General features: G+C 41.2%; 21 protein-coding genes and 1 pseudogene. 9 read left to right on the top strand and 13 right to left on the bottom strand.

Translation table 11 applies throughout. The features are described from left to right. Nucleotides 1-91: 91 nt before the first annotated feature. Entirely contained in the window at nt 92-4,699 is a 4,608-nt protein-coding gene (locus tag CXF95_RS25875; protein WP_101201364.1) for an FG-GAP-like repeat-containing protein, read from the bottom strand. 339 nt (nt 4,700-5,038) lie between these two features. Between CXF95_RS25875 and CXF95_RS25870 the strand changes: the two genes are divergently transcribed. Together CXF95_RS25870 and CXF95_RS25865 are read left to right on the top strand one after the other, a co-directional pair. Then, the gene (locus CXF95_RS25870; RefSeq protein ID WP_101201363.1) at nt 5,039-6,322 is read left to right on the top strand and encodes a hypothetical protein; all 1,284 of its coding nucleotides are present in this window, start codon (nt 5,039-5,041) and stop codon (nt 6,320-6,322) included. Further along, nucleotides 6,285-7,067, top strand: a pseudogene (locus tag CXF95_RS25865) (IS1595 family transposase); the annotation flags it as partial. The gene CXF95_RS25870 and the pseudogene CXF95_RS25865, both read left to right, overlap by 38 nt. A gap of 653 nt (nt 7,068-7,720) precedes the next feature. Here CXF95_RS25865 and CXF95_RS25860 read toward each other — a convergent pair. From CXF95_RS25860 to CXF95_RS25840, 4 genes are all read right to left on the bottom strand, one after another. Then, the gene (locus CXF95_RS25860) at nt 7,721-8,734 is read right to left on the bottom strand and encodes an IS110 family transposase (protein WP_101201361.1); all 1,014 of its coding nucleotides are present in this window, start codon (nt 8,732-8,734) and stop codon (nt 7,721-7,723) included. Nucleotides 8,735-8,868: 134 nt separating this feature from the next. Beyond that, on the bottom strand, nt 8,869-9,321 hold the full coding sequence (locus tag CXF95_RS25855; RefSeq protein WP_101201360.1) for a DUF11 domain-containing protein: 453 nt from the start codon (nt 9,319-9,321) through the stop codon (nt 8,869-8,871). 1,048 nt (nt 9,322-10,369) lie between these two features. Next, the gene (locus CXF95_RS25845; RefSeq protein ID WP_101201358.1) at nt 10,370-11,275 is read right to left on the bottom strand and encodes a hypothetical protein; all 906 of its coding nucleotides are present in this window, start codon (nt 11,273-11,275) and stop codon (nt 10,370-10,372) included. A gap of 173 nt (nt 11,276-11,448) precedes the next feature. Then, the gene (locus CXF95_RS25840) at nt 11,449-11,667 is read right to left on the bottom strand and encodes a hypothetical protein (protein WP_157828246.1); all 219 of its coding nucleotides are present in this window, start codon (nt 11,665-11,667) and stop codon (nt 11,449-11,451) included. Nucleotides 11,668-12,154: 487 nt separating this feature from the next. Here CXF95_RS25840 and CXF95_RS25835 point away from each other — a divergent pair, with 487 nt between their 5' ends. After that, nucleotides 12,155-12,859 carry a hypothetical protein gene (locus CXF95_RS25835; protein ID WP_101201356.1) on the top strand — a complete coding sequence of 235 codons (705 nt, stop codon included), beginning with the start codon at nt 12,155-12,157 and terminating at the stop codon, nt 12,857-12,859. A gap of 125 nt (nt 12,860-12,984) precedes the next feature. Here CXF95_RS25835 and CXF95_RS25830 read toward each other — a convergent pair whose 3' ends face one another. The 5 genes from CXF95_RS25830 to gmd form a co-directional block, all read right to left on the bottom strand. Next, nucleotides 12,985-13,944: a GDP-L-fucose synthase gene (locus CXF95_RS25830; RefSeq protein ID WP_101201355.1), complete on the bottom strand. Its 960-nt coding sequence runs from the start codon at nt 13,942-13,944 to the stop codon at nt 12,985-12,987. Nucleotides 13,945-13,960: 16 nt separating this feature from the next. After that, entirely contained in the window at nt 13,961-14,743 is a 783-nt protein-coding gene (locus CXF95_RS25825) for a hypothetical protein (RefSeq protein WP_101201354.1), read from the bottom strand. Then, nucleotides 14,740-15,819 (bottom strand): GSCFA domain-containing protein, encoded by a 1,080-nt coding sequence (locus CXF95_RS25820; RefSeq protein ID WP_157828245.1) that lies wholly within the window; start codon nt 15,817-15,819, stop codon nt 14,740-14,742. Before CXF95_RS25820 ends, CXF95_RS25825 begins: the two co-directional genes overlap by 4 nt. Nucleotides 15,820-15,835: 16 nt before the next feature. Then, the gene (locus CXF95_RS25815; protein ID WP_198556707.1) at nt 15,836-17,230 is read right to left on the bottom strand and encodes an SDR family NAD(P)-dependent oxidoreductase; all 1,395 of its coding nucleotides are present in this window, start codon (nt 17,228-17,230) and stop codon (nt 15,836-15,838) included. Between the two features lie 457 nt (nt 17,231-17,687). Next, nucleotides 17,688-18,803: a GDP-mannose 4,6-dehydratase gene (gene gmd / locus CXF95_RS25810; protein ID WP_101201351.1), complete on the bottom strand. Its 1,116-nt coding sequence runs from the start codon at nt 18,801-18,803 to the stop codon at nt 17,688-17,690. Between the two features lie 487 nt (nt 18,804-19,290). Between gmd and CXF95_RS25805 the strand changes: the two genes are divergently transcribed. Next, on the top strand, nt 19,291-20,295 hold the full coding sequence (locus CXF95_RS25805; RefSeq protein ID WP_101201350.1) for a hypothetical protein: 1,005 nt from the start codon (nt 19,291-19,293) through the stop codon (nt 20,293-20,295). Between the two features lie 41 nt (nt 20,296-20,336). Here the strand turns inward: CXF95_RS25805 and CXF95_RS25800 are convergent, their stop codons facing one another. Both CXF95_RS25800 and CXF95_RS25795 read right to left on the bottom strand, forming a co-directional pair. Continuing rightward, nucleotides 20,337-20,612 carry a plasmid stabilization protein gene (locus tag CXF95_RS25800; protein ID WP_101201349.1) on the bottom strand — a complete coding sequence of 92 codons (276 nt, stop codon included), beginning with the start codon at nt 20,610-20,612 and terminating at the stop codon, nt 20,337-20,339. Further along, nucleotides 20,602-20,880 carry a type II toxin-antitoxin system Phd/YefM family antitoxin gene (locus tag CXF95_RS25795; RefSeq protein WP_198556706.1) on the bottom strand — a complete coding sequence of 93 codons (279 nt, stop codon included), beginning with the start codon at nt 20,878-20,880 and terminating at the stop codon, nt 20,602-20,604. Before CXF95_RS25795 ends, CXF95_RS25800 begins: the two co-directional genes overlap by 11 nt. A gap of 511 nt (nt 20,881-21,391) precedes the next feature. Here CXF95_RS25795 and CXF95_RS25790 point away from each other — a divergent pair. The 3 genes from CXF95_RS25790 to CXF95_RS25780 all read left to right on the top strand — a co-directional run bounded on the left by CXF95_RS25790 (nt 21,392) and on the right by CXF95_RS25780 (nt 23,575). Continuing rightward, nucleotides 21,392-22,186, top strand: coding sequence for a sulfotransferase family 2 domain-containing protein (locus CXF95_RS25790; RefSeq protein ID WP_101201348.1), 795 nt, complete (start codon nt 21,392-21,394; stop codon nt 22,184-22,186). 596 nt (nt 22,187-22,782) lie between these two features. Continuing rightward, nucleotides 22,783-23,076 (top strand): DUF1778 domain-containing protein, encoded by a 294-nt coding sequence (locus CXF95_RS25785; protein ID WP_101201347.1) that lies wholly within the window; start codon nt 22,783-22,785, stop codon nt 23,074-23,076. Then, nucleotides 23,060-23,575 carry a GNAT family N-acetyltransferase gene (locus CXF95_RS25780; RefSeq protein ID WP_101201346.1) on the top strand — a complete coding sequence of 172 codons (516 nt, stop codon included), beginning with the start codon at nt 23,060-23,062 and terminating at the stop codon, nt 23,573-23,575. The genes CXF95_RS25785 and CXF95_RS25780 overlap by 17 nt, the downstream gene beginning before the upstream one ends. 481 nt (nt 23,576-24,056) lie before the next feature. On the opposite strand, the gene CXF95_RS25770 is transcribed toward CXF95_RS25780, so the two are convergent. Continuing rightward, on the bottom strand, nt 24,057-24,896 hold the full coding sequence (locus CXF95_RS25770) for a transposase (protein ID WP_101201344.1): 840 nt from the start codon (nt 24,894-24,896) through the stop codon (nt 24,057-24,059). A 413-nt stretch (nt 24,897-25,309) separates the two neighbouring features. Here CXF95_RS25770 and CXF95_RS25760 point away from each other — a divergent pair, with 413 nt between their 5' ends. Together CXF95_RS25760 and CXF95_RS25755 are read left to right on the top strand one after the other, a co-directional pair. Continuing rightward, nucleotides 25,310-25,540 (top strand): CopG family transcriptional regulator, encoded by a 231-nt coding sequence (locus CXF95_RS25760; RefSeq protein WP_101201342.1) that lies wholly within the window; start codon nt 25,310-25,312, stop codon nt 25,538-25,540. Continuing rightward, on the top strand, nt 25,541-25,828 hold the full coding sequence (locus CXF95_RS25755) for a type II toxin-antitoxin system RelE/ParE family toxin (protein WP_101201341.1): 288 nt from the start codon (nt 25,541-25,543) through the stop codon (nt 25,826-25,828). Nucleotides 25,829-25,882 lie beyond the last annotated feature (54 nt).

Raw genomic sequence — 25,882 nt, 5'->3', positions numbered from 1 at the left:
CACCCTCTTATTTTTTCTGTGCACAAGGCAAAAAAAAGCGCAAAGGTGAGTCACCTTTGCGCTTTGCTTTATCCTTTAACCGTCTGACCCGCTATTGCGCCAACTGCCAAGTATTGTCGGTGGGCCTTAACACCCCTTTGGCGTGCACCGATAGCCCATCCATAAGATGCACGATGTTTCTGGCTGCGTTTTCATTGCGCCACAAAATATCCACCTTGCCATCGCCATCGTAATCACCCATGTTGGCTATCTGCCAGTTGGTATCGCCGACCGTATTGATAAGCTCACTGGCCTTGATTTGACCGTCTTCCATCAAATACGCCCAGTTACGGCCATCCACCTGGTTGCGCAAGATGATATCGTCGGTGCCATCGCCGTCCAAATCTCCGGCCCCGGCTATCGTCCAATCATCATTAATAGTATTGAGCACATAACGGCTAGCTATCTGGCCATTTACCATTATCCAGATATAGTTCACACCTGTAGCTTGATTACGCCAAATCACATCATCTGTGCCATCGCCGTTAATATCCCCTATCGCCACTATCTTGTAGTTCAAGTCAGTGACCAACAATCCTGGTTGGTTAGTGCCAATACTCAGGCCATCCATCAGGAAGAAATGGGTGCGCCCTCGCACCACATCACGCCACAATACATCCCCTTTACCGTCACCATTAAAGTCACCACTGCCCCGCAACTCCCACTGCGGTGCATCGACAAAGTTGAGCACCTTACGGGTTTTAATCGTCAAGCCATCCATCAGATAGATAAAGTTCAGACCAGTGAGTGTATTGCGCCACAAGATGTCTGACTTACCGTCCGCGTCATAGTCGCCCTGACCCGCCATTAACCAACCATCATCCTGCACCACATTAATCGGTGATGCCTGTTTGGTTTTTACTCCATCCATCGACCACAAGAAGTTCCAGCCTTTGGCTTCACTGCGCCATAACAAGTCAGATTTACCGTCGCCGTCCACGTCGTTTTTTCTTTGATTGATTGAAACGCTCACCGGCAATGCGGCAGGCACTGGAAACGAACTTGCATCATTCGAATTTGTGTCTAGGCGAAACTCCTGAAGATCAGTAAAAGTATCTGCATCAGTATCAGCGTCTTCATCGTTTGCCACTAAGGGATCAAATCCAAACTGTATTTCCCATAAATCTGGCAAACCATCATTGTCGTCATCGGTGTCGACGGTGTCGCCAATAAAGTCACCATCATTATCAAACTGCTCGAATGCATCTTCAGGTAACGCATCTTCACTGTCTGGTGTGCCGTCATGATCACGGTCAGGGGCACCAATATAACTAATAGTTAATGAGTATTCACCAGTAGCCTCGTCCACGCCGTAGATTCGGATATAAAAAATGTCATCCTCGTCCAAATTAGTTAATGGAAATGTAGTACTGGTAGTAAATTCAGTCTGATGTAACGATGAAAACTGACTATCATAGATTTCGATGCCAAAGGTATCCTCTGAATTATCAAACTGTAAAACAAGCGTTCCTTGACCATAAAAATCGGAGGTCCACTTAAAGTAGTCGTCATTACCTTTGAATACTTTCATATTATCGAGAATAAAAGAGCCTTTGCGTTCCGAGGCACTATCAAAGTCATCATTGACCTCAAACGTATCGTCATTTTCAGGTCGACCACAAAAATCCAGAAAGGTGCGCATGGTATTATTCTGGCGCTCACCACTGGAGATCCCCAGAAAAGGAAAACCAAAGAACGCCGCTCGATAAGTACCCGTATCTATGGCGATTGCAGCGTCACCTCTGCTTCTAATATTACCAAAGTCATCATCTTGGTAAGTAAACAAAATATTACCATCCGCTATATCCGGGTTAGGGATCAAGGCATCACTACTGTATGGAGGGAAACTACCCTGAAAACGAAAATACCCTTCTGAACTTGCGCCTTTAAATGACTCTTCAGTGAGTGTGTCAAAACCAAAAATGGCATCACCAGCTCCCTTAATATATGAAGCTTCTACATCTTCGGTGATACCGCTGACACCCAAATAATTTTTCATGAAAGGTGTGAGTCCTCGGTCTTTAAAATACTCTGGACCGCTCATCAATAAACATCCACCCGAATCTAGGTAGCTTGCCAAGCTTGCCTCTGCGGCTTCACTTGGCCCTGCTTTTAGGGACGCAACAGCCCGTTCTGTACCAGCATTGCCCGTATACCAGATCACCCGGCCATAATTGGCCAAATCTTCTGCACTAGGCTCGACCCGGCGCTGATTTGTTGTGGTATCAAAAGTGTTATCGCCAGAAGTAGGATGTTTTATATGCCAGATATCGTAATCCACTGAATCCATATTATTGAGCACACCGATATATTCATTATCCTCTTTCGATTTATCATCATCTGCGCCATTGACGACCAAAATATTGGTTTTAAAGGTAGCAACACAGCTCAGGCTTTCAATCATACTGATCTGGCCATCGATACAGTCATCGTCTTCTCGTCTGTAGTTGTCACTGCCCACATCAGATGATTCAAAGCCGACAAACTCAGAGCCACGGGTGGCCTTAGCGGTAAGAGTCACTTGAGCATTCACCGGGTACTCTACCGTGCAGGCATGACCGGCAGGACAAATAAGAATGTCAGAGGAGTCAACAAAGGGTGTTGCTGCGGCCTTAACCGTCCCCCCTCCTAACTTTTCAATAGTCAGAGCATAAACCGTGTCTTCAGGCACGGCAATAACGCCGCAATTCACATCTTTATCCCCCACAGCTATACTTCTTTTTAAGGGGTCGTTAATGTTAATCAAGGTGTTTGCATCCCAACAACCGCTGGCACCAACCCAGCGAACAAATGTGAAATCAGGATTAATAGTGGCAGTTAACAACTCAACCACTTTGAAACTGCTGTCATCCACCGGGTAACTGGCGCTACAAAGTTCACCACAGTCAATTGAGCCGGTATCTGAGATCACTTTACTACCAGCAGACGGCGTGATGGTTAAATCGTAAGAGGTCCTTTTAAAAACAGCAGTGCAGGTAATATTTTTATCCACTGTTACACTGCCATCACTGCAGTCTTCATCGCCACTCCAGCGATCGAATGCCACGCCTGTATTGGCATCTGTGATACCGGCTATTGACACAGCGTCGCCTGTGTCATATTCAAAACATGTATAAGCTACGTTGTTACACACATTTCCTTTGGGGAAAACATTTACTCCATCAGCTGCATTTGAAATGCCCACAGTGTAAATAACCAAGCGAGGTTTGGGTCTAAAAATGGCTTTCACATTTACTGGTGCACCCGTCACAATGGTGATGTCGCAGGTTAATTTATCATCAGAACAAAGTGGGTTACCGCTCCATCCGACAAATTCTGAGCGGCTTTCTGCTTTTGCGGTAAAGGTGACCACCTGACCAGGTGTATAATATTTGCCGCCAATTTCCGTTACCGGCTCTGGACTGAGGTCCACTGTACCTGTGCCAAGGCCAACTGCATCTTCACTCTCCACCTCAACATCAACCAACACTGGGGTTAAGGGAACAAAAATGCTGACAGATTTGCTAGCAGTACCTAGACATACGCCTTCAGTCCCATTACTTCTGCTAGCAACGATACTGTCTATATTCATACCTATTACGCTGTATGTATAGGTTCCTGGATTAAACGTAGGGGCCTTAGAATGAGTACGCGAAAATCTTGGCTCAAAAGTAGAAAAACTGTTCGTCACTTGTCCAAATTGATTTTTTTCAGTAACCAAATAACGATCAGCTTCGCTAATGGGACTCCAAGTGATTAAAGGCCTTCCAGGCGAGGGTAAACTTGCAGTCAGAGTAGTGGGCGCTAATACTGGACAAGGCGTACCACACACCCTCAGGTAAACATCATCAACTATAAACTGAGGAAATTTTTGAAAACCAGTGGTTACGAAAGGATAAGGGCAACTCTTTAAATCTTCTAAATCGCCATCCCTATCAAGATGGGATATCTGCTGACCAACACACGCGGCATTAAAACAGGCATTACATTGGGCGGTTCCGCAAATCATGCTTTTGACGACTTGTGATGGGTCGCCTTGGTTACGCAACACAACATAGGTGATAAGGTAAATGCTGCCATCTTCATCTGAAGGAGACAGTACTATAACCTGATCTTTTCCATAATCTGCACCTGGGTCGGTTAAATCATAAAACGTGCTACTGATATCCAGTGCACCTAAATCATCATCATCACTGCCCGAGTCATACTCTACAAGCTGAATACGCACACCAAATTCAAATGAAGCCTCAATATTTGGAAAAATTTCCTCACCAGGGTTCATTGGCTGGAATCCGACACCTATTGGCCAGACTTTCCTACCATTGACCCGCACAATCAAATCGTCTTGGCCACTATACTTACCATCTAATAAATCCGCTGCTGCAAGTGCTGCTCCGCCACCGCTACCGCCAGCTTTTATTGCAGCAAAGGTGGAAAGGCCTGCTGTGGCAGGGGCTGCTGCCGATGCAGCCGCAACGCCAATTGCGGCACCAAGCGCAGCAAAGCCGGTTTTTGAACTCGAATCTAAGCCGTGAGCCGTCTTTTGCGCTTTAATGCTCTTAATTATCAGCTTATCTGCAGCATGAGCAAAAGAAGACTGAAATATAATTAGCATCAGAATAAGAAAGCCTGTTAATCCTCCTGCTTGTGAGCTCCCTCTACCTTTGTATACTGCAAACATATCTTTTCTCCCAGTTTGTGATTCAAACAATATTCTAAAACTCTAATTGATTTTCGCTTTTAGGGTTAGTCCTAAACGCACAAATGTTTGCACTTTTCGGTCAATCACATCATTCAGACATGCTTTGTGTTCAGTTTTTAATAAGCTCACCCTCATTCTCAATTGATGATAATGTCGGTAAAATTAAGTCTTTAGTATTGAAATAACTAGCTTGGAAAACTAAGGGCGATTGCCAATTTGAGTTGCTCTTTAACTGCAGGTCTTGTTCACGATTTAAAGTATGTAGTTTAAAAACTGACAATAATTAAGGCTTTACCTCTAACACATTAGGAAAATAATATGACCAAGCTTTACCTCATTTTGCTGACATTTAGTTTGGTTCTACAGACAGAAGTACAGGCCTTCGAGACGTTCGATAAAGTTAAAATTGCCTCTGCAAAAAACGCGGCTATCAGTTCCTCTCCTGATTTTATGCAAGAGCCTGTCAAAGGCGTGAGTTTATTCTATCTGAATGGCCGTGATCAGGAAGACCTACCTCAGCTCATTGAAAAACTTTATCACGGTGAAAAAGCTTGCAAAGGCACCACAATTGACATTGAGAAGCGCTTAATTAATACCTTACAAGAACTTAAAGGATCAGGGGTCAATTGGGTTCGCTTACTGATTGGTAAAGGTTTTTATGAGATTTACCAAAATCGCTGCAATTTTGATATGCAAGAGGTTTATCCGCAACTCGCCAAACCGCATGTAGAGGCGATTAATCATTTTTTGGCTTTCCTTACCCGCCCCGAATTTAATTTTAATATTGAAATTGTACTGGGCGGGTCAAAAGACTTTGCTGATGCAGATAATGATATTGTGTTTTTTGAAAGCATTTTAAGCCAAATTAATAAAACCAATATAAACATGGTTATGCTGGGTGGCGATGTTCAGCCAAGCCGAGTTGTTAATCATGCTAGGTGGATAAAACGTGTCTTCCATTATTTCGACAACCATCCCCACCCTGATTTGAAAAAACTAAACTATTCATTTGATACTGTGACCTACCGCAGTGCTGAAGATATTCAAACCTATTTACAATGGGTAAAACAAAACCTACCAACACTCTCGGTGGTGACACTCAATCTTTATGTGCATTTACCAAAGCTTGTTAACCAGACTACTGACTCTTATTATCACCAAGTCATAAGCGGTGCGCTGCAAATATACCGCGAATCAGGCATAAACAAACCTCTGTGGATAGATGAGTTTGGTTTTAAACTTGAAACTGAGCAAAGCCCAGTGACTCAATCGTACCAACAACAAAAAGAGTATTATGAACGTTACTTTTTAAGCACACTGTGCGCCAAAAATATAAGCTCACAGGACTCAGTGCCTGGCTTTTTGTGGGTAGTTGGCAATGATCGTTATCTGGCTGATCCAAGCAGAGATGGTCCTAGGACACCCTTTGGTCTGTTTGCCGACTTTAGTCAAAACCAACCCATTACTCAGCCAGTTTGGGATATAGTTCAGCACTACTATAGACGTTCTGACTGTAAAAAAACAAGGGCTATCCATTTAGAGCAACCAGTGTCAATATGTAGTGATGAGCAAAGAATCCAAATCACTCAAAGCAGGCATTGATTACCCTAAAAACTGGGATCAGTTTATGAACTGCTTTCACGATGAACAATCATGCCTAAGTTATTTAAAAAAACTTCGCTGGCCTAATGGTTTTATTTGCCCAAACTGTTTTAGCGAAAGTGTTCCATATAGTCTTCCAAAAAATAAATTTAAATGTGTTAAATGCCGTAAGCAAACTTCTGTAACAGCAGGTACTATTTTTGATAAGACCAGAACCCCTCTAAAAAATTGGTTTGCTGCTGTTTGGTATTTAACAAATCAGAAAAATGGAGTCAGTGCGCTTGGTATGCAACGTTTACTTGGACTTGGTAGTTACCAAACGGCTTGGACAATACTGCATAGATTACGCCATGCTATGGTAAACCCAGAAAGAGATAAGTTATCTGGTATTGTTGAAGTAGATGAAACTTTCGTTGGTGGAATAGTTCATAAAACTTCCACTGAAAATCAACAAGATAAAACAAAATCTGTTGTTCTAATTGCTATAGAGTTATTAGAGCCAAAAGGATTTGGTCGCATCAGATTACGACAGGTAGATAGAGCAACAAAAAAGAATATTGAACAATTCATAAGTGATGTCATTGAACCTAACTGTAAAATCTGTACTGATGGGTCACAAGCTTATAGCTCATTGAATGAGATGGGGCATTCAAGAAAGAAAACAGTTCACCTTGGCTCAGATAAACCAGCTCATGAAACTATGCCTGGGGTTCACAGAGTTGCTTCTTTATTGAAACGTTGGCTATCATGTGTTGGGGTCACATGTGTTGGGGTCAGGTCTTGCGTTTTGCCTATTTGGTGAAAAATGTGTGTTGGGGTCAGGTCTTGCGTTTTGCCAAACTGTGGGTGTGTTGGGGTCATGGGTGTGTTGGGGTCAGGTCTTGCGTTTTGCCAAACTGCAAAAAAATGAAACTGTGTTGTGCCTGTGTGTTGGGGTCAGGTCTTGTGTGTGTTGGGGTCACTCATTAGCCCTCTCCGGTCAAGTAGGTATGCGTCATCCCTTATGTTTTATTTCAACTAAGTAAATCGTTGTGCTTGTTCCATCCTTTGCAGCTGATTATTTATATGCTCCTAAAAATTACGTCGTTGGTGTGAATACGCACCAGTCACTCATCTGAATTAAAGCGGTGTAGCCTGCCGTGTTCATGGAAGGCTACTGCTCTTGGCTTTCGCCTCAGTCATTTTTTAGTGCCACACTCATTCCAGTTCTGAGTCGCGAAACGACTCGTTAACAGATCTATGGCTCAGCCTAATAAAGACAGTCCAACCCGTTATAGCTATGAGTGTGGGCATATTCATTTTTCAACTTCATTGGATTGGATTGGGTAAGGTGATGGTTTAATCAGGTCTAATGGTTTTACCAACCCCGCGTATAACTCATCACCTTAGCCAAACTGGTTAACAAAAAGCTTTATTGGCATCAAATTCCACCTGGTCTCTTAATACATAAAAACAGGCCCTTGCAAGCTTATGGGCAACCGTCTTTATAGCGATAATTTGATTCGTTTTAGCGGCTTTTCGCTGGTAATAGCTTTTGACTATTTTGTTGTGGCGAATAGCAAAATTAGCCGCTTCGACAAAAGCCCATGCCAGATATTTATTGCCATTTTTGCTATTGCTTCCCCCTTTCTTTTTACCGTTGCTATAGCGCGCTCCACCGATACAACGGCAATAGGAGGCATAATTCCCTGGCTTGTTAAAGCGTTTAATATCACCTGTTTCTAGCATAATAGTCAGGGCCAGAATATTGCCAATACCATCAATGCTACTCAGTGATTTAAATTCAGCTCTTAGTTTTACTTGTACTAATAAAGCACTTTCAATCTGCTTAATTTCATTTTTAAGACAATTCATAACATTGAGGGTGGCTGTCACCGCTTGTGCTGTGTTTGCAGTATGATCTTGTGCTATTTGCTCGCAGGTAAGCTGTTTTATTTTGTTATTACTGAGCCTGTAGCTTAGATGACGCATGTATATGCCCTGAATAGACAACAAGTTTGCTGTTGATTGTTGTACCAGATTCATGCGTTTGCGCATCAGATCTCGCACTGCTCGTTCCTCTTTAGGGTAAATATACCCTTCAGGTAAAATATTAAGTCTAAGCATTTCAGCCAACCATTGTGCATCACTATTATCATCAGCATACTTTAACCCCGAGTACTGTTGGATAGCCGCCGTGTTGGCCAAGTGAACACAGAACTTGGCGCCTATTAAAGCATCCACAAGCCAATACCAGTTATAGGTCGACTCGATGACTAATCCTATTAACATCTCTTTGTATGGTTCAAGGAATCGCTGTATCAGCTCCCAATCATTAGGCAATTTTTTACAAACGAGTACTTTGCCGTTGTCATCTTTAATCGCAATAACACTATTATTTGAATGTAAGTCAATCCCGCCATATAGTTTCATCTCAATCTCCTCGTGTTTGTGTTTAAAAAGTGTTTTGGTCAACACATAATTTAAGCTCGACACGTAGGAGATTGCTATATGATTATCAGGTCTTGCGTTTTGCCTATTTGGTGAATAAAAGGGTCAGTGTCAATTTAAATGACGCAAGACACGTCATTTGAAAAACTAAAGCCTTGTTCAGTGTCGATTGAGGAGGATATTCCGTCATAACTTACTGAAGTTGAAATAGTCACATCCTCATCCGATGCATTGGATTTGGTAAAATACAAAGCATGGATGATTTTCGTTTGACCTGCAGCGATATCACCCAAATCCCAGCGAGGTACTTGACCTGTGCTACAAGTGCTGCTGCAAACATTAACTGTAGGTAAAGATAGGTCTCGATAAAACGTCATTTGTGAAGGAACATTGGCCCTCAATTGCACATTGTTACGGGTCACCTTGTCAGTGTTGCTTACATAAATCTTATACACTTTTGGAGCAGAAGCAGCTTTAGTGTCGCTGTCGCTGGTGATATTTATTGTTAGTGCTGATGTGTGAAAAGAAAAAATAGCGGCTAAAAATAATACCAGATAAGACGCCGACATTCGTTTTTAGAGAGTTAAAGTCGTTTCACTATGAATGTCGTCACTTAAACGGCTTTTTAAAAAAATAACCAATAATAGTAATAAGCAATTGAACGCTGTATGTTTTTCATACAGCGATGAATAACATGCTTGTATATCTAACCCACCATCAACGACAAGGAAAAAGGACTGCATTATAGTCGAGGCTCAGAATTCACCGCGCAAACGAAAGCGAGGGATCCGCGCTTCTCGAGTTAAGCTCGAAGAAGCGCTGGCTAGTGCGGGTTACAAAACTCAAGCATCGTTAGCAGAACCAATTGCAGATAAAGAAAACCTTGATTCAGCTCCTAAAGATATTGTCAGTAAAGTATTTAGAGAGCGTCTTGTTGCTCCTTCCTCTATTCAACGTGTAGCCAGTATTTTAGAAGTCGGAGCCTATACACTTTACAAATCTGCGGAAGAACAAAAACGAGAATATAAAGTTACAGAAAATAAATAACAAATTGAACAAATTGAAAGTATCCCTTCAACAAAATCACCATTGAATTTTCGTTCCCTATTACTGCTGTTTTAGTTGTTTTAATCGGGATAACTACAACCATAGTTACTGCCAATTATTTAAACACAAGCTCAAACAAACATACAAACAATTGAAAATCATCCTAGTAAGTTCGCCTACAAAAAACCAACATTGGGTTTGTTCTCACTAGTCATTGATGCTAATGAAAAAAGCAGAGAATTATTAAGCATTCCAACGTTTAAAAAAGGAATTGCAAAACCATTATACATTTTCTGACTACTCTCAATTTAGCAAAGCACTTGATTCAGAGCTATTACCGGTAGTTTTCAAAGCCAGCCTCGCGCAAATCAGGCCGATGTTAATCCGCTTTACCTGCGATGACAATGCAGCCATTAACAGCCAGCCAGAAACGAGAGCATCAACTGTGTCAACCTGCGCGCGCAAGGGTGATGGTTGAGTTGACAGAAATTGCACAAATATACCTTTAAAATTTAACGCGAATAGAGCGAGGACAATAGACCCCCAGCTAAGGTTTTTTTATTCTGTTGCTTAATTTCCAGATGATTTTGCTACCAAAGCTTTTTCAATGACTGACAGCCTAAAACTCATCTCAGCCATTCTCTCAACAAACACACTGCACACCCCAGCCACGCTGTCTGCAGGCAATCCCTCATTCATATTGTGTTGACTGATTTGCTGCGTAATTTCACTAATTTCCTGCTTTACGCCCTCCACAAAAAGAGCTTGTTGTTTATTATCTTTGGCTTTTTGTACGTCAGTAGCTGATAGAATAAAGGATTTTTCAGAATTAACTAATACGATACCATCAACAATCACCTTAAGCCCAGCACCGTCATCTGGCAAAAACGCAACGTCATAGTCAATTTTAAATGCAAATTTACCATCACCGATACCAGCCTTGGCAAGGTCATCCCGAAAAGTATCAGCAACACAAGCACCTAGTGTAAAGTCACCCAATTTGCATTCAATATGGGGCTTATGTGCCTGGCGACTGTCATCAATAGCCCACCCGAATAATTTGCCGGGAATATTATTATCTATATGCACTCGGTAGTTTTCTAAGACACCTGTTTGTTGTAGAGGTTTTTGCACCTCAAATTTAATAACAATTGGTTCCTGATTGAGTTTTTTACCGTTGGCAAATAAGTCAATACGGGCTTCTGCCTGCTCTGCAAATAATGTTTGAGTATTAAAACGAAATCCACAATAGCCATTGCCGAAACCCGCATCCCTTACATCTTTTCTAAGTTCATCCGCTTTAATTGTGTCGACAACCTTATCGCCTTCGCGTAACTGCACCACCAGGTGATCACTTGTGCTTTTTGGATCGAAAACCCAACCAACAATTTCATTAGTGTTAGCCTGATCTAAGGAATACTTAAGAACACCACCTTTGAACTTCTGAGATATTTTCTCAATTATATTTTTAGACATGTATATTTATTCACCTGAAGAATGTAAAACAGCCCTGCAATCTAGCTGGGATTAACGCGCTTTGTAAACTGGCAGTATTATTACAGAATTTCCCCGATTACGCACAAAAAACAAGATTTATCTCAGCTCAATTCACTACATCCCGTCTTGAATGGCACATCATCTGCCACGTACTATTTCGAATGTGTGTGTACATCTTCTCGCCGAAGCATGTCACTAGCAGTAAAACAGGCGTACTGGCAGTGTTGGTCCTGGGGCAAGCTTGCCAAATCAATATCGATGGTAAGGGCATAGCCCAACACCACATAATGAGTCGTGATATCTTCACCAAACACATAGTCGTCGTGAAAATGCTCAAACGGCCCAAGAAAGACGGCTTGCTGCCGGGTCAAAGAACTACAAAGCACTATGTAACATTGCCAGATACCAGCAACTAAGTAGTAATTAAATAGTTTTACACTGGATAAATACTAAATACACACCATATTAATAAATCCTCTAGATGTGTTTTTGTTTGATAAAATATTTTACATGGTATCTTATGACAATGTACTACGCTTAACTCTCTTGATTTCGCAAATAATAAAGCTTGTATACCAATCCCCTAAAATCAGAATCGATTTTATAGCGTTTCAATGTACTTTCACCAGTGCACAAAAAAGCATAAGAACTGCCCGAGTAAATTAGGTACAATTTGCAGAAGCAGTACGAGGTCACTGGGAAATAGAGAACAGCTTGCATTGGGTACTGGATGTGAGTACAAAAGTAGATGTAAGTCATGCGGTTGCACTGAAGTATGTCCCTATCCAGTCCTAAAAAAGTAGAGGGGAAATTCAATAAGTTATTTTAATAAAATTATCTGTTCAGATGGAGATACAAGTGTCCTTAGCCGTTTTATATATCAACTCTCACCATAGAAATGGATTTTTTGTTCGTGAAGCAAATGAGTCCGCTAAGAGCTTCCGAAAATACCTGCCAGATGCAAAATACTATCTCTACACTGATGCAAAAGATCTAGATGGTATTGATCAATTTGATGAAATTCGTGATGCTGAGTTTTATGTTCCTGAGTTTTTAAAGAACCGATGTCATATGAACGGCCAAATGATTGTAAAGCATCGTGTCATGCAAGAGATGTCTGAAGACAAAGTATTATTATTAGGTGCTGATACATATGCTCTTAAAGATGGAGTAGCAGTGCTTCCTGACTTACTCGACAATTTTGATATTGCTGCATCGCACGCTCCTAAAACTAGAATTGTTCCATCCCATACTCATGGCTTGATCCCTGAATTGCCCGTTGCATTTCCCGAATTTAACTGTGATTTAATTCTGTATAATAATACTCAAGCCGTGAAAAATTTTATTAAAAGCTGGGCTAATGCATATCTTGCCGACATGTTCTCCCATTATCATGATCAAGGCACATTTAGATTTCTACTTTACAAGACTAATCTAAGGATTGCGACGCTACCACCAGAATGGAATTATCGTTTGGACCTGTATAGAGAAGATACAGTGATTTTACAAAATCGTGAAAAATTACATGAATATTTACAATCTCAAAAACAGCCCACAAATTGAAGCTGGGATATGATTTAAATCAATCTGACAGAAGACAAAATCCGTTTCATAGCCAACTTACTGACACACTTCGAATTTCAATCAGAAGTCCATGTTAAGTTGCAAATATTACATGTTGCCTATCCTTAACCTCTGAATCTGTCCTGATTCTCTAAAAACCACTGATAGGCATCTTGTAAACCGGCTTCAAGGCTATAGGTATATTGCCAACCTAATGATGCCAGCCTATCCACATTCATCAATTTACGCGGCGCACCGTCTGGTTTAGTGGCATCAAATTCAATCTCACCGGCAAAACCAGTAACCTTGGCCACCGTTTCAACCAATTCACGAATAGTGCAATCCACACCAGTTCCCACATTAATATGACTTAACATAGGCTCAGTATTTTCATCGTAGGTTGTTTTATCTAATTCCATCACATGAATTGACGCTGCGGCCATGTCGTTGACATGTAAAAACTCGCGCATCGGTTTGCCGCTACCCCAGGCAACCACTTGCTTATCACCATTAAGTTTGGCTTCGTGAAATCGACGCAATAGCGCCGGAATAACATGGGAATTTTCAGGGTGAAAATTATCATGCGGCCCATATAAGTTGGTCGGCATCACACTGCGATAGTCACGGCCATACTGGCGGTTATAAGACTCACACAATTTAATCCCAGCGATTTTTGCAATGGCATAGGGTTCATTGGTTGGTTCTAAAGTAGCGGTTAACAATGCAGATTCAGCCATCGGCTGTGATGCCAACTTTGGATAAATACATGAAGAGCCCAAAAACAACAATTGCTGTATACTCGCCATATGAGCTGAGTGAATAATATTGCACTCAATCATCAGGTTTTCGTAAATAAAATCAGCAGGATAGGTGTTGTTAGCAATAATGCCGCCGACTTTGGCTGCTGCCAAATACACATCATCAATTTGCTCTGCCTTAAAAAATTCGGCAACTGCCTGCTGATTCGTTAAATCCAATTCACTGCGTGAGCGTAAAACCAATTCAACGTCACCACGTGCTTGCAATTGTCGAACAATGGCCGACCCGACCATGCCGCGGTGACCTGCTATAAATATTTTTTTCATATTTTTGTAACTACTTTTAAAGATTGTCTAAATATATCTGCAGGTGTTTAAAGACTTCATCACCGTACAAATGATTCATGTGCCACGCGTCATTAAGCTTGCTGAAACGATTCTGCGTAAAACCAGATTCGTCAACAAGTTCAAAAACATCAAATAGATAAGATGCATTCGAATGTTCGACTATCAAATTTTCAACAAACTCTATTTGTTGCTTATAATACCACTTAATCAGACTTGAAATGCTAACACTTGATGCATAGTCAAAGTCTGGTTGTGTGCGCAGTTGATTACTTGGCACGGGGAAATGTTGAAGTAATATGGGTCCATTAAAATGTGCTAGTAGCAACCTGAGAGAACAAATGTTCGCTGCATTTTCCAGTTCATTTACGATCAATCTTTCAAAAGCCTGTATGCTGACAATATTTTTTTCGCAACTGCTCTGGTCATAATTAGCGGGAAGAAAAAAAGGGCAAACAACCTGATTAATAGCATTTACATTTGATGAACGGAGCGCCGGCAAACCAACACCTGAATATACGATCAAATCATAATTATCTAGCTCCAGACCCTGTGTTTCAACCTGCGGAATATTACTGCTAACCCATTCACCAGGTTTAAAGTCAGGATAGGTGACTCCTTTATCTGAATCATAATCTGGGAAGAGTCTATCGTTTTTTAAGAGCAGGTCAGGGGCCCCAGCTCCGGGGATAGCGTAATAATCTAAAGTATTGCAATCAAGTTGAAATGAAGATTTTTTCAAGGCAGCCACATGAGAATTGCCTATAACACAAATATTCAAGTGCTCTTCCCTTGTTCGTTGGCAAAAGCCACTAATAGTTCTTCTTCGCACACCGTTTGGTCATAATCTTTTTTGCTACGATTTGGCTGATTTGCTGTTAAATCGTTACTATGAGCATGCACTGCAGTGCCAAACGGGCCAAAGAAATGCTGCATCACTGTATTCACGCCGTCACTCGTTACACTTCGTCTATCGTCTGCAAAAAAATTGCCTGACTTAAACGGGTTAGTGATGATTTCATAAGATGGAAAGTAATCGATGTGTTTTGAGGTATCTGCAACACTACTGCATACCGCTCTTAAAATTGATTTCGCCGACGTAGTGGCAACCATCACATGATCTGACAACTGAGTAGCTATTAGTGGTACTGGCGAAACTGTTAGTAGTACTTTTACAGTTGGATTAACTTGGCGTATTTTTTCCAATGCACTAAGTAAATAAGCTTTAACACTTCCATAGTCATGATTTACGAATTGGCTTCTGCATTCTATCGGTGCGATCTTCAGGGCTTGAGGACACACTGGGTATTCGTAACCCATGTCTGGGTTGTACCAGGCTTCTGTCAAACCCAGGGTAAAAACGAAAACCTCAGCCTGTTCAATACAACGAGTAAAACATAACCTTGTTTGCTCACGCATCGCCAGACATTCTTCTAATGACTCAAAACCGACTTTCTCAATGGTTGGGCGCATGGGATCATAGTAGCGTTTTTTGTATTGCCAAATTTCTTGCGGCATGACCTGCTTGTTAAGACTCCAGTCAACCCACTGGTTTAGAATTGAGGTGGTATATATATTTCCTGTTCTGCATGAGAACACTCTATAATCCAAAGCAGTAGCAACCTCATCACTTACCCCTGCAGGTAAATCTTCAGTACACAACCACGTGTAATTCGCTTTTTTCAGCGCGTGGCTAAAATGCTGGGCAAAACACGAGCCAAACGTGACAATTTCATCATCTTTTGAAATGTTAAATTTGGGCTGCCAAAGTTCCCTAATAATAACGCCAGATTCCTTGCTATCAGAGACAAAATTGCGCCAATACTGTCGATTTTCAAGATTTCTATAAGGATTCACGGTGATAGATCGCCTGTTAAAAACGTTTTAAACAAAAGCACTGTCCTGTGGCGCCATTTTCCAAATCCTGTGTAGCTAACATTATCGCTAGTGGGCCGATATCGTCAGGTTCTTTCCAATGGGCGCCGTTTGCATTCGGGTTCATATCCGTTTTTACGGGGCCGGGGATCAATTCGTTAACGTTTATTTTATATTTGGCCACTTCTTGGGCAAGAGATTTGGTAAAAACCCAACTCGCTGCTTTCGCCGCTGCATACGAGGAATTCCCTTGAGCACCTGCGTGACCTATGCCCGATCCTAAAGTAATGATATTTCCGCCACTTTGTCTCAAATATTGAACCGCGAGTTTACAGGTATTCACTGTGCATGCCATATTCGAGTTAAAGGGTGTCATCCATTCATCAACTGTCATATTTTCGAGCACTCCTGCAGGTTGATTGGTCGCTGCGTTCGAAAATACGATATCTATTTTACCAAATGTTTCATGGGCCAACTCAAAAGCCTGACTAAGCGAGGCATAATCACTCGCGTCTGCCTGCAAACTTCCAAGTGCAGATGCTTGGCCACTCTGATTTAACTCAGATTGAGCTTGCGCCAATTTAGCATTGTCTCGCCCAACTATCATGACCTTACCTCCCTGCGCCAAAATTGCTTTTGCAATAGCTCGACCAATACCGCGACTTCCACCCGTGATAAGCGCAACTTTTCCGTCTAAACTACCATTTTGAGCAACCATTTTCATAGGATAGTCAACAACCTCCTGGGGAGACGCCAATTCATTTGGAATAAGAGTATCCGCAGTGCATAACCTAGCTACCATAGAATATCGATTAACGTCGACACCCTGTGCTGGCAGACTACGATGTAATAAACCTGAATGGAATAAGATGAACTCGCCACGTTTTAAAGGAATACTGACTCGTTTTGCCAGTAATTCCTCTGGAATATCGAGAAAATGTTCTTGTATCGCTCGCTGGTGAAATGGACGTTCATCTCGCTTAAAGCCGGGAACTGGCAAATGTGAGCCGGGAATAAATTCCATTATTCCAGTTTCTTCTGTCATATCAGTGACTGCCAGCAAGATTGAGAAATGATTACCTAGGTTTGAAAACGTCACCTTTTCATCTGCATTCTCAAAGTGACGGTCGTGGTGCCAACTGACCTCACCACTGCCGTCTACCTTTTTAAAACAGTTAGTTCTCCACAGCTTTAAACTCTTGCCAAAATAAGCATTAACAAAATCTGCAATCAAAGGACTCGAAAGCAAAGATTGACAAATTTCACTTTTAATATGTAGGTTTTTAAAATTATTACCCAGTTTATTTAACTCTGACTTCATAGCCTGCAATAGCTCATCATTGCCGCTAGAGAAAGGCCCAACATAACCTTCAGTTTGCAGTTTATTTTGCATGCCTTCTCCGTATCTAAGTATTTCAATCATGCTTTCACATTCACAACGAACATTCGCTAGTTCAAGCTATTCGATGGTTTAAAGTTGGCACAATGCGAACACCTACAGATAGTTGAGAAGCAAGACAATCCTTGCCAAAATAACACCAGTCATCTTGATATTATCCCTTCTTCAGTATCAAAGGAATATAGCTACAAAAACCAACAGATGCTACGTACCTATAAAGTCTTTATTTTACTCATTGGCCAGCGCCATATCAAAACTATTGCATACGCACATAATCTTTAGCACTGCGCCAGGCAAAAGCAGATCCACCACAGAGGATTCCGGCCACCGCGTGGAGAGTACTAGGAGTAAGAAAAACGCATGAAATTATTTAACCTAAAATGTTTACCTCTGTTCTCTGTGCGCGGCACCCGGTGCCCTCTGTGGTGAACCAATGCCTTTCTTAGGGCTGTTATTCTTTAGCTAACGCCACATCAAAGCCATGTTTTTTGAGCAAGGCATGTTGTTTGGCTTTGTCTAAGTCATGCTTCACCATTTCGGCACACATTTCTTCAACGGTGATCTCTGGCACCCAACCTAGTTTTTCTTTGGCTTTGCTTGGGTCACCCAATAAAGTTTCGACCTCTGCAGGGCGGAAATAACGTGGGTCAACTTTAACAATTACGTCGCCAACTTTCACTTCTGGTGCGTTTTCACCCGTCACGGCAGCAACTGTTGCAATCTCAGTAAGACCTTCACCGCTAAATTCTATGGTAATACCTGCATTTTCAGCCGACATACGTACAAATTCACGCACCGAGATTTGTTTGCCTGTGGCAATAACAAAATCATCTGGCTGGTCTTGTTGCAACATCATCCATTGCATACGCACGTAATCTTTAGCATGACCCCAGTCACGAAGGGCGTCCATATTACCTAAGAACAAACACTGTTCTGCGCCTTGAGCGATATTAGCAATAGCACGAGTAATTTTACGGGTTACAAAGGTCTCACCGCGGCGTGGTGATTCATGGTTAAACAAAATACCGTTACAGGCAAAAATACCGTAAGACTCTCGGTAGTTAACCACAATCCAGTAGGCATACATTTTAGCTACGGCATAAGGCGAACGGGGGTGAAAGGGCGTAGTTTCTTTTTGCGGGATTTCTTGCACTTCACCATAAAGCTCTGAGGTAGACGCTTGGTAAAATTTGGTTTTCTTTTCAAGCCCCAAAAATCGAATCGCTTCTAAGAGCCGCAAGGTACCAAGTGCATCAACATCAGCCGTATACTCTGGTGCTTCAAAAGACACAGCAACATGTGACTGCGCCCCTAAGTTGTACACCTCATCAGGCTCAACTTCTTGCATAATACGGATTAGATTGGATGAATCAGTCAAATCACCGTAGTGCAACTTAAAGCGGGCATTTTCGATATGCACATCTTCATAGATATGATCAACACGCTGAGTGTTAAATGAAGACGCACGACGTTTAATACCGTGAACCTCATATCCTTTTTCTAATAATAATTCGGCTAAATAGGAGCCATCTTGGCCGGTTACTCCGGTAATTAATGCTTTTTTCATTAAACTCTATTCCTTTTACTACTTGATTACCCGGGAAGCCCGTGCAATATTGGATTCTGATAGCACATTTGCGTTGTTATCTTCAAATGGTGCCTAAAATTAGGTAACAACACCTCAATTCCAAGCTGTTGAACCAATCGGAGTATTATTCCAAATTGATCAGCAAATGTCTTGTATTTGCCACGTGATAATAACAATTAGTGAATTTTTGACATTATCTATCATTGTAGTTAATCAACGCAACTGGGGGGACCCGACTGCATGCAAGCGACTGGCAGGGCAATCGCATTAAAATAATTGGCACTTTTAACAGATAACCACTGTCTCAGCCTGCCGTTTGTCGCTTACCTCCATGAATAGGAGTGTATATTACCTTGAATGTTTGGTTTTTTCGTTTCTAAACGAGAAATATCATAGAAGCTGCAGAATTAATCAGAATTCAAAATCACAAAAATTTTTACAACGCAGTCAGTGAAAATAGGAAAACATGACAGCAACACAAATACATATCCAAAATACTCGTTTGTTCCCAAAAAGCTTTGGGGCGGGGGCTTATAACCTTACAGGAATTGCGGCGCGATGTGACTGGGTCATTATGACTGACACTAACTCAGAAAAGGTGTTTACTCACGGCAATCTTTTAAAACAGCCCAGTATAGTGTTTCTTTCTATGCGGGCACCTTTTGTTGGCCTGTTATACTTTTTCCGTGAAATTCTACCAAGAATAAATCAGAAATTCGTACTAATAACCGCTTCCGAGGATGTCACCCTGCCTAACCAGATTGACGCTAGGTGGAGATCATTTAATCACGATGAGAAGGAGATAATTAAAAACATATTAAATGATAAGAGAGTCATCCATTGGTTTGCAGAGAATGTGGATGAAACACATGTAAAAATGACATCATTACCTTTAGGTTATGTTTTCGAGCACAAAGAGTCAGAACTAATTGAAGTGCCCGCGCTATCGTCACGCCTAAAGGACAGGGCGCTAAAAGTACTTTGCTCGCACCGTGTAAGGATAGGCAAACAATGGGACGCAAGGCGTCATGTAACTCGTTTGTGTGAGCAAGATTTGAGTGAATACTCAACAGTAATCACCGAAGAAATCAGTTATGCCAACTATTTGCAGCAAGTGAGGCGACATCCATTCATTTTATGTGTTCAGGGCGGTGGGATCGACCCATCACCAAAAGCATGGATGGCCATCGTCAACGGCACCATTCCTATCATTAAATCATCCCCATTAGACGACTCGTACTCTCAACTCCCCGCAGTTATCGTTGAAGATTGGAATAGCAACTGTATTACAAAAGATAAACTTCGACACTGGATACAAGCTCTCGAACCCTTTTATGAAGATACAAATCTTAGAGCGGAAACCTTAAACCGACTTTCGTTAGATTATTGGTGGGAACAAATACTGGCAAGCTTTCATAACGAATATCCAATAACAATGAAAGAACAACGAAGGCCTTTCGCGGTCAGATAAAGCTGTTACTGTGAGCGGGAGTGACCCCGCTGTAATCGTTTTCAATGAGAGTAGATATCATGATCACCAACATCGATAAGTATCAACTTTCCATCATCTAACATTCTTAACGTTAACAATAAACGATACTGCATATTGATAGAGACAGAATGGCATTTCTTGTTAACGATAGGATGTAACCGCAAAGAGGGATGCTCTGGATTAAGCGACAATAACTTCAATGTTTTTACATACTGCTTAATTAACTCAGGATGCTTTTTAAAAAATTTTCTTTCACGTTTCGCATAAGAGACTGGGCGAATAAGCTCAAATGCCATTGCTAATCTCTTTCTCTAGCGTTTCAGCATAATTATCAATATCGTCAATAGTACTATAGTTGCCATTAGCTAAACTCACTTCCGCTTCGGAGATTGCAAGATCCAGCTGGTATTCACGATATTGGTTAAACTCATCCGCAGACAAAATGACATATTTTGTCTTACCTCTAACATCGATCATAACGCTACTTTCATGACTCTGTGACATTACTCGTTCGATACCCGCAACACCATTACGTTTCAACTCATTGGCAGTAATTGAATTCATGAACCTTCCCCTTATTATTACGACACAATCATAATAGCACAAAACAAAGCACTCTCAATAGCGCGCAAAAAACAGCACACATTATCTATCTTTCTAGGGATTAATGATATAACGAGAAGGAACGAGGTGACCTCAAGCGCAAAATCAAAGGCCTGACTCCGTCATTATTTTTCACTGTGTTTAGGTACTAGATATGAATAAAATAACCATAGTTTAAAAAGAGAGACATGCAAAATACAAGACCCCGTCATTTCAGATTTTTTGTAGATTAAACTCTTGCGCTGTTCGGCCCACAATCAATCATATCGATTTGGCTAATTTTTGCTCAACGCCCTCTTACCGAATAGCAGAATGTGATCTGACAATATACTTGATAACCCTGTGACGAAATAGAAATGATAATTTCATTCAAATTACCTGATAACATTAGTATGTAATGTAATACTGTAAAAATGAAAATATACATATAAGCCATCAAATTTAAACTTAATTGACGAGTAAATAAACAGTTATGACTATATTTAAAAGTGCTTCAAAAACACATGGTCCTTTGCAACAAAATCCGCTGCATCAAACCCCGATGAATCATGCAATGGAAATTTATAAGACTAATTCCATTTATACTTTTATACCTAAAAATGGATGCTCTACGTTACGTTTATCGGTCGCCATTGAAAATGGTTGTATTGACGGTATTGAGCAAGGCAATTGGATCCATGCTAATAACCAAACATTTAAACCCAGCTTAGCTGATGCTGCTAAAGCACAATATAAATTTGTGGTACTTCGTTGTCCTTACAGGCGATTAGCGAGTGTATTTTTAGATAAGTTTGTCGCTAAAGAGCCTGATGCGTGGCTATATCGAGCTCAGTTGAGGCATGAGGTTGATTTAGATAATTTAACATTTACACAATTTATAAAATCACTTGCGGTGCCGGCAATGAAGGGCTTTAACATCCATTGGAAACCACAAAGCGATTTTTTACTATACACGCAATATGATGATTATTTTGCGTTGGAACACTTTAGTGACGCAATTCACATATTAAGTGAAAAGATCAACTTTAATGTTGTTGATGCTCGTTCGCTTACATCGCATGGTATTGATATATATGAGCTGTTAAATGACCGATGTTTCAGCGAAATGAAAGCGTTTGATATTGCCATATTAAAGCGTGCTGGGCAGTGCCCTAGTCATAAGTCGCTATATAATCCAGAGTTAGTTGCGATCGTTAAACGCCTATACGCAGATGACATTGCTTTATATTGTGATAAATGTGATGCTGAGGATATTTTATTCCAGTAAATATTAGTAATTTTCACCGAAATATTTTAAATCAAATACCTACTAAGTAGCCTTGCTCAAAAGGGCGATAACTCAGGGATTGCTCCCAACATGCATGGGTAACAGTTCACCCGCTACATATCCGCGAAACAATTAATCGGCGGCAAATGTCTCGACTACAACTAAGCTGGCGTGAAGGATTAGCGCAAGGTGCCAGGGATTGCCATACGCCGAGGTATAAAAATCGCTGCGCCTTATTACTCAAGTGTCTTGGGCTGGGGTCATGGGCTTATCAAGTCTTGTATTTTGCAGAAACAACTCAAAATCATAAGTCTGAAAATAAATTAAGTTTCTGCCATCACCTTGTGAAGTCATATGCTAGGGAGTACCTACCCTGCAACTTCTAATCGTAATGACCGACTCATATCTTCTCTCGTCTAAACTAGATATGAATAAAATAACCATAGTTTAAAAAAGAAGATAGGCAAAATACAAGATGTGACCCCGGCATTTTTGTTTTTGCAAGAGTGACCCCGGTCTTTGTTCAAATTGACTGATATTGGTTGTGTGTGCCATAATGACGCCTATAAATATTTTCGAAAAACAGAGGTGAAATTATGGCTAGCAGTGCAGAACGTAAAGAAACCCGTCTAGTTGCGCGAACTTCAGCCGAGATCCAGGAAATAATACAGCGTGCGGCTGATTATTCTGGGGCGACATTATCGCAATTTCTAGTTGATTCAGCTATGGAGAAAGCTCGCAATGTTATTGAAAGAACTGAATCTTTGAACTTATCAATGGCAGGTGCTGATGCTTTGTTTAATGCATTAGAGAACCCACCAAAAGCGAGTGCTAAATTACTCAAGGCGGCGGAATACTATAAGAGTACGGTGAATGTCAGTAATCATTGAAGAGATTACTCGGCAACATAATCGCAAAACGTTTGATTGTGGAGTAGACGAATTAAATCAGTTCTTACGACATCAAGCTCGGCAGAAAACAGCCAAGCAAATTTCAAAAACATATGTAGCCTGCAAAGCAGCTGAAGCAACTAACATCATTGGTTATCACACTCTGACAGGATATTCAGTAATAACACCTCCCGCTCACAAAAATTATAAAAAATATCCACACCCACTCAATGCGGTTAAACTGGCTCGTCTTGCTGTGGCTTCCTCGAACCAGAAACAACGCTTAGGCGAAAAGTTATTAATTGATGCTATCTATCGGACAGTGTTAGTCGCCGAGCAAATTTCAGCTATCGGATTATATGTTGATCCTATGACTCATGAAGTTATTCCATTTTATCAGCAGTATGGTTTTTTAACTGCAGAGCCCGGTAATGATTCTCATCTTGAAATGTGGCTACCCATAAAAACCTGTATTCAGGTTGTCTCTAGCTTATTATAATTGCAGATAAGCTACTTCGATTATTTGGCCGTTCCCGAATCATAGTCAATATCATCGAATGACAAGTTTGTCGCGCAAGCAGCCCTGAGGAGCGAATACTCTTAGGACTGCAAGCCGATTAATTTACGACTTTATGGGCTGGTATGGGCTGGGGTCAAAGTGTATGGGCTGGGGTCAAACAGTATGGGCTGGGGTCATGCAATGGGCTGGGATCAAGTCTTGTATTTTGTGGGCTGGGGTCAAGTCTTGTATTTTGCAACAAGGCGACTTATTTGAGAATAATGTAAGCCAAAATAATCACCAGTGGTGGGCTGGGGTCAAGTCTTGTATTTTGCAACAAGGCGACTTATTTGAGAATAATGTAAGCCAAAATAATCACCTATTTGTTTTTGCGTATAGCCACCAGAGCGGTAGGCATTATAGATGGCTTGATGCTTATCAACAGTTTGAGCTTGGTATTCAGCAAGTGGGTGGGCTGGGGTCAAGTCTTGTATTTTGCAACAAGGCGACTTATTTGAGAATAATGTAAGCCAAAATAATCACCTATTTGTTTTTGCGTATAGCCACCAGAGCGGTAGGCATTATAGATGGCTTGATGCTTATCAACAGTTTGAGCTTGGTATTCAGCAAGCGGCAATGGTGCAGCACTGCGCTGTTTAAAAGGAATTTCGAGTAAATCACCTTCCAACCCATCTTGCATTGCTTGATGCCTTGCAACAAAAGCCTCATCGCCTAAAAATATCTGATGCTGCAAAGTATCCCAAACGGTTTTGCCAATACCCGATTTAACAAAGTCAATATAGCTTTGGATCGCATCTTGTCGATTTTTAGCAAATTGAACAAGTAAAGTATCTGTCGACAACCATACAGGCGACTCAACGTTGCCCAACATGCAATGCCAGCTAGACCAGGGCCATTCCTCAGGCGAGTTCACCATGTTGGCTCGCACAGGGTTTAAAACAATGTAGCGGCATAGTTCCAGCAGGTAAGCATCTTTATCTATCAGAATAGCCTTGTATCTTCCCTGAAATAAATGCCCTACTCGGTGGTGTTTACGATTCATCGATTGCGTAAAAACACCATTTAACTGGCGCATCCCCTGACTAAGGTTGGCATCCGGTGTCTCAACTAAAAGGTGGTAATGGTTACTCATTAAACAATACGCGTGAACAACCCAATTATAGCGCTCACACACGTTAGCTAAAATCTGCAGAAACAACTCAAAATCATCATCCTGAAGATAGATCAAGTTTCTACCGTTGCCCCGTGAGGTAATATGATAAAGCGCACCGGCAAACTCTAATCGTAATGGCCGACTCATATTTTCTCTCGTCTAAACTAGATATGAATAAAATAACCATAGTTTAAAAAGGGAGACATGCAAAATTCAAGACTTGACCCCAGCATTTTGCATGACCCCAGCATTTTGCACAAGACTTGACCCCAGCATTTTGCAAGACTTGACCCCAGCATTTTGACAAAATTCAAGACTTGACCCCAGCATTTTACAAGACTTGACCCCAGCATTTTGACAAAATTCAAGACTTGACCCCAGCATTTTAAGACTTGACCCCAGCATTTTGTGAAGACTTGACCCCAGCATTTTGTGACCCCAGCATTTTGACCCCAGCATTTTGCAAGACTTGACCCCAGCATTTCGTTGCCAGCATTTCATCGTTGAAAATAAAATGTGACTGGTGTAATATCGCACCAGTCACATTTGGAGAATAAGAAATGCCTAGACAAAGTGTTACATTGACGGAAAGCAATAACAGTTGGCTCAACTCTCATGTTGGAAACATCGGCGACTATGCGAATAAGAGTGAGTTGATTAATGATCTTATAAGACGTGCAAGGCGAGCTGAGTTTATAAATCAAAAGCTATCAAAGGCAGAAAAAAGTAACTTCGTTTCACAGTCACCAGATGAAATTCTTGCCGAGTTTAAAGCCGATTTTATAAAGTAAATGAGTAAATATCGCTTAACGGACGAAGCAAAAGAAGATTTGCGCAGAATCTACGAATATGGATATGAGGAGTTTGGTGAAGAACAAGCTGATGAATATTTTTACAGCTTCTTTGAAGCTTTTCTTAAAATTGCAGAATCACCCTTAATATATCAGTCTGTTGACAATATTAGACCTGGCTATAGACGCTGCCCACATCGTTCTGACGTAATTTACTATCGAATAAACCAAAGTACCATCGAGATCATGGCGATTATAGGTGGTCAAGATACAGATGTTTGGCTTTAGAACGGAACGGGGTCTTGCGGAACGGGGTCACTCATTAGCCCTCTCCGGTCAAGT

Origin of the sequence: Paraglaciecola sp. MB-3u-78, from assembly GCF_002835935.1 — a bacterium.
GTDB lineage: Bacteria > Pseudomonadota > Gammaproteobacteria > Enterobacterales > Alteromonadaceae > Paraglaciecola.
Note: the sequence above shows the minus strand (reverse complement) of the source record. Positions and strands in the feature narration are given on the sequence as shown.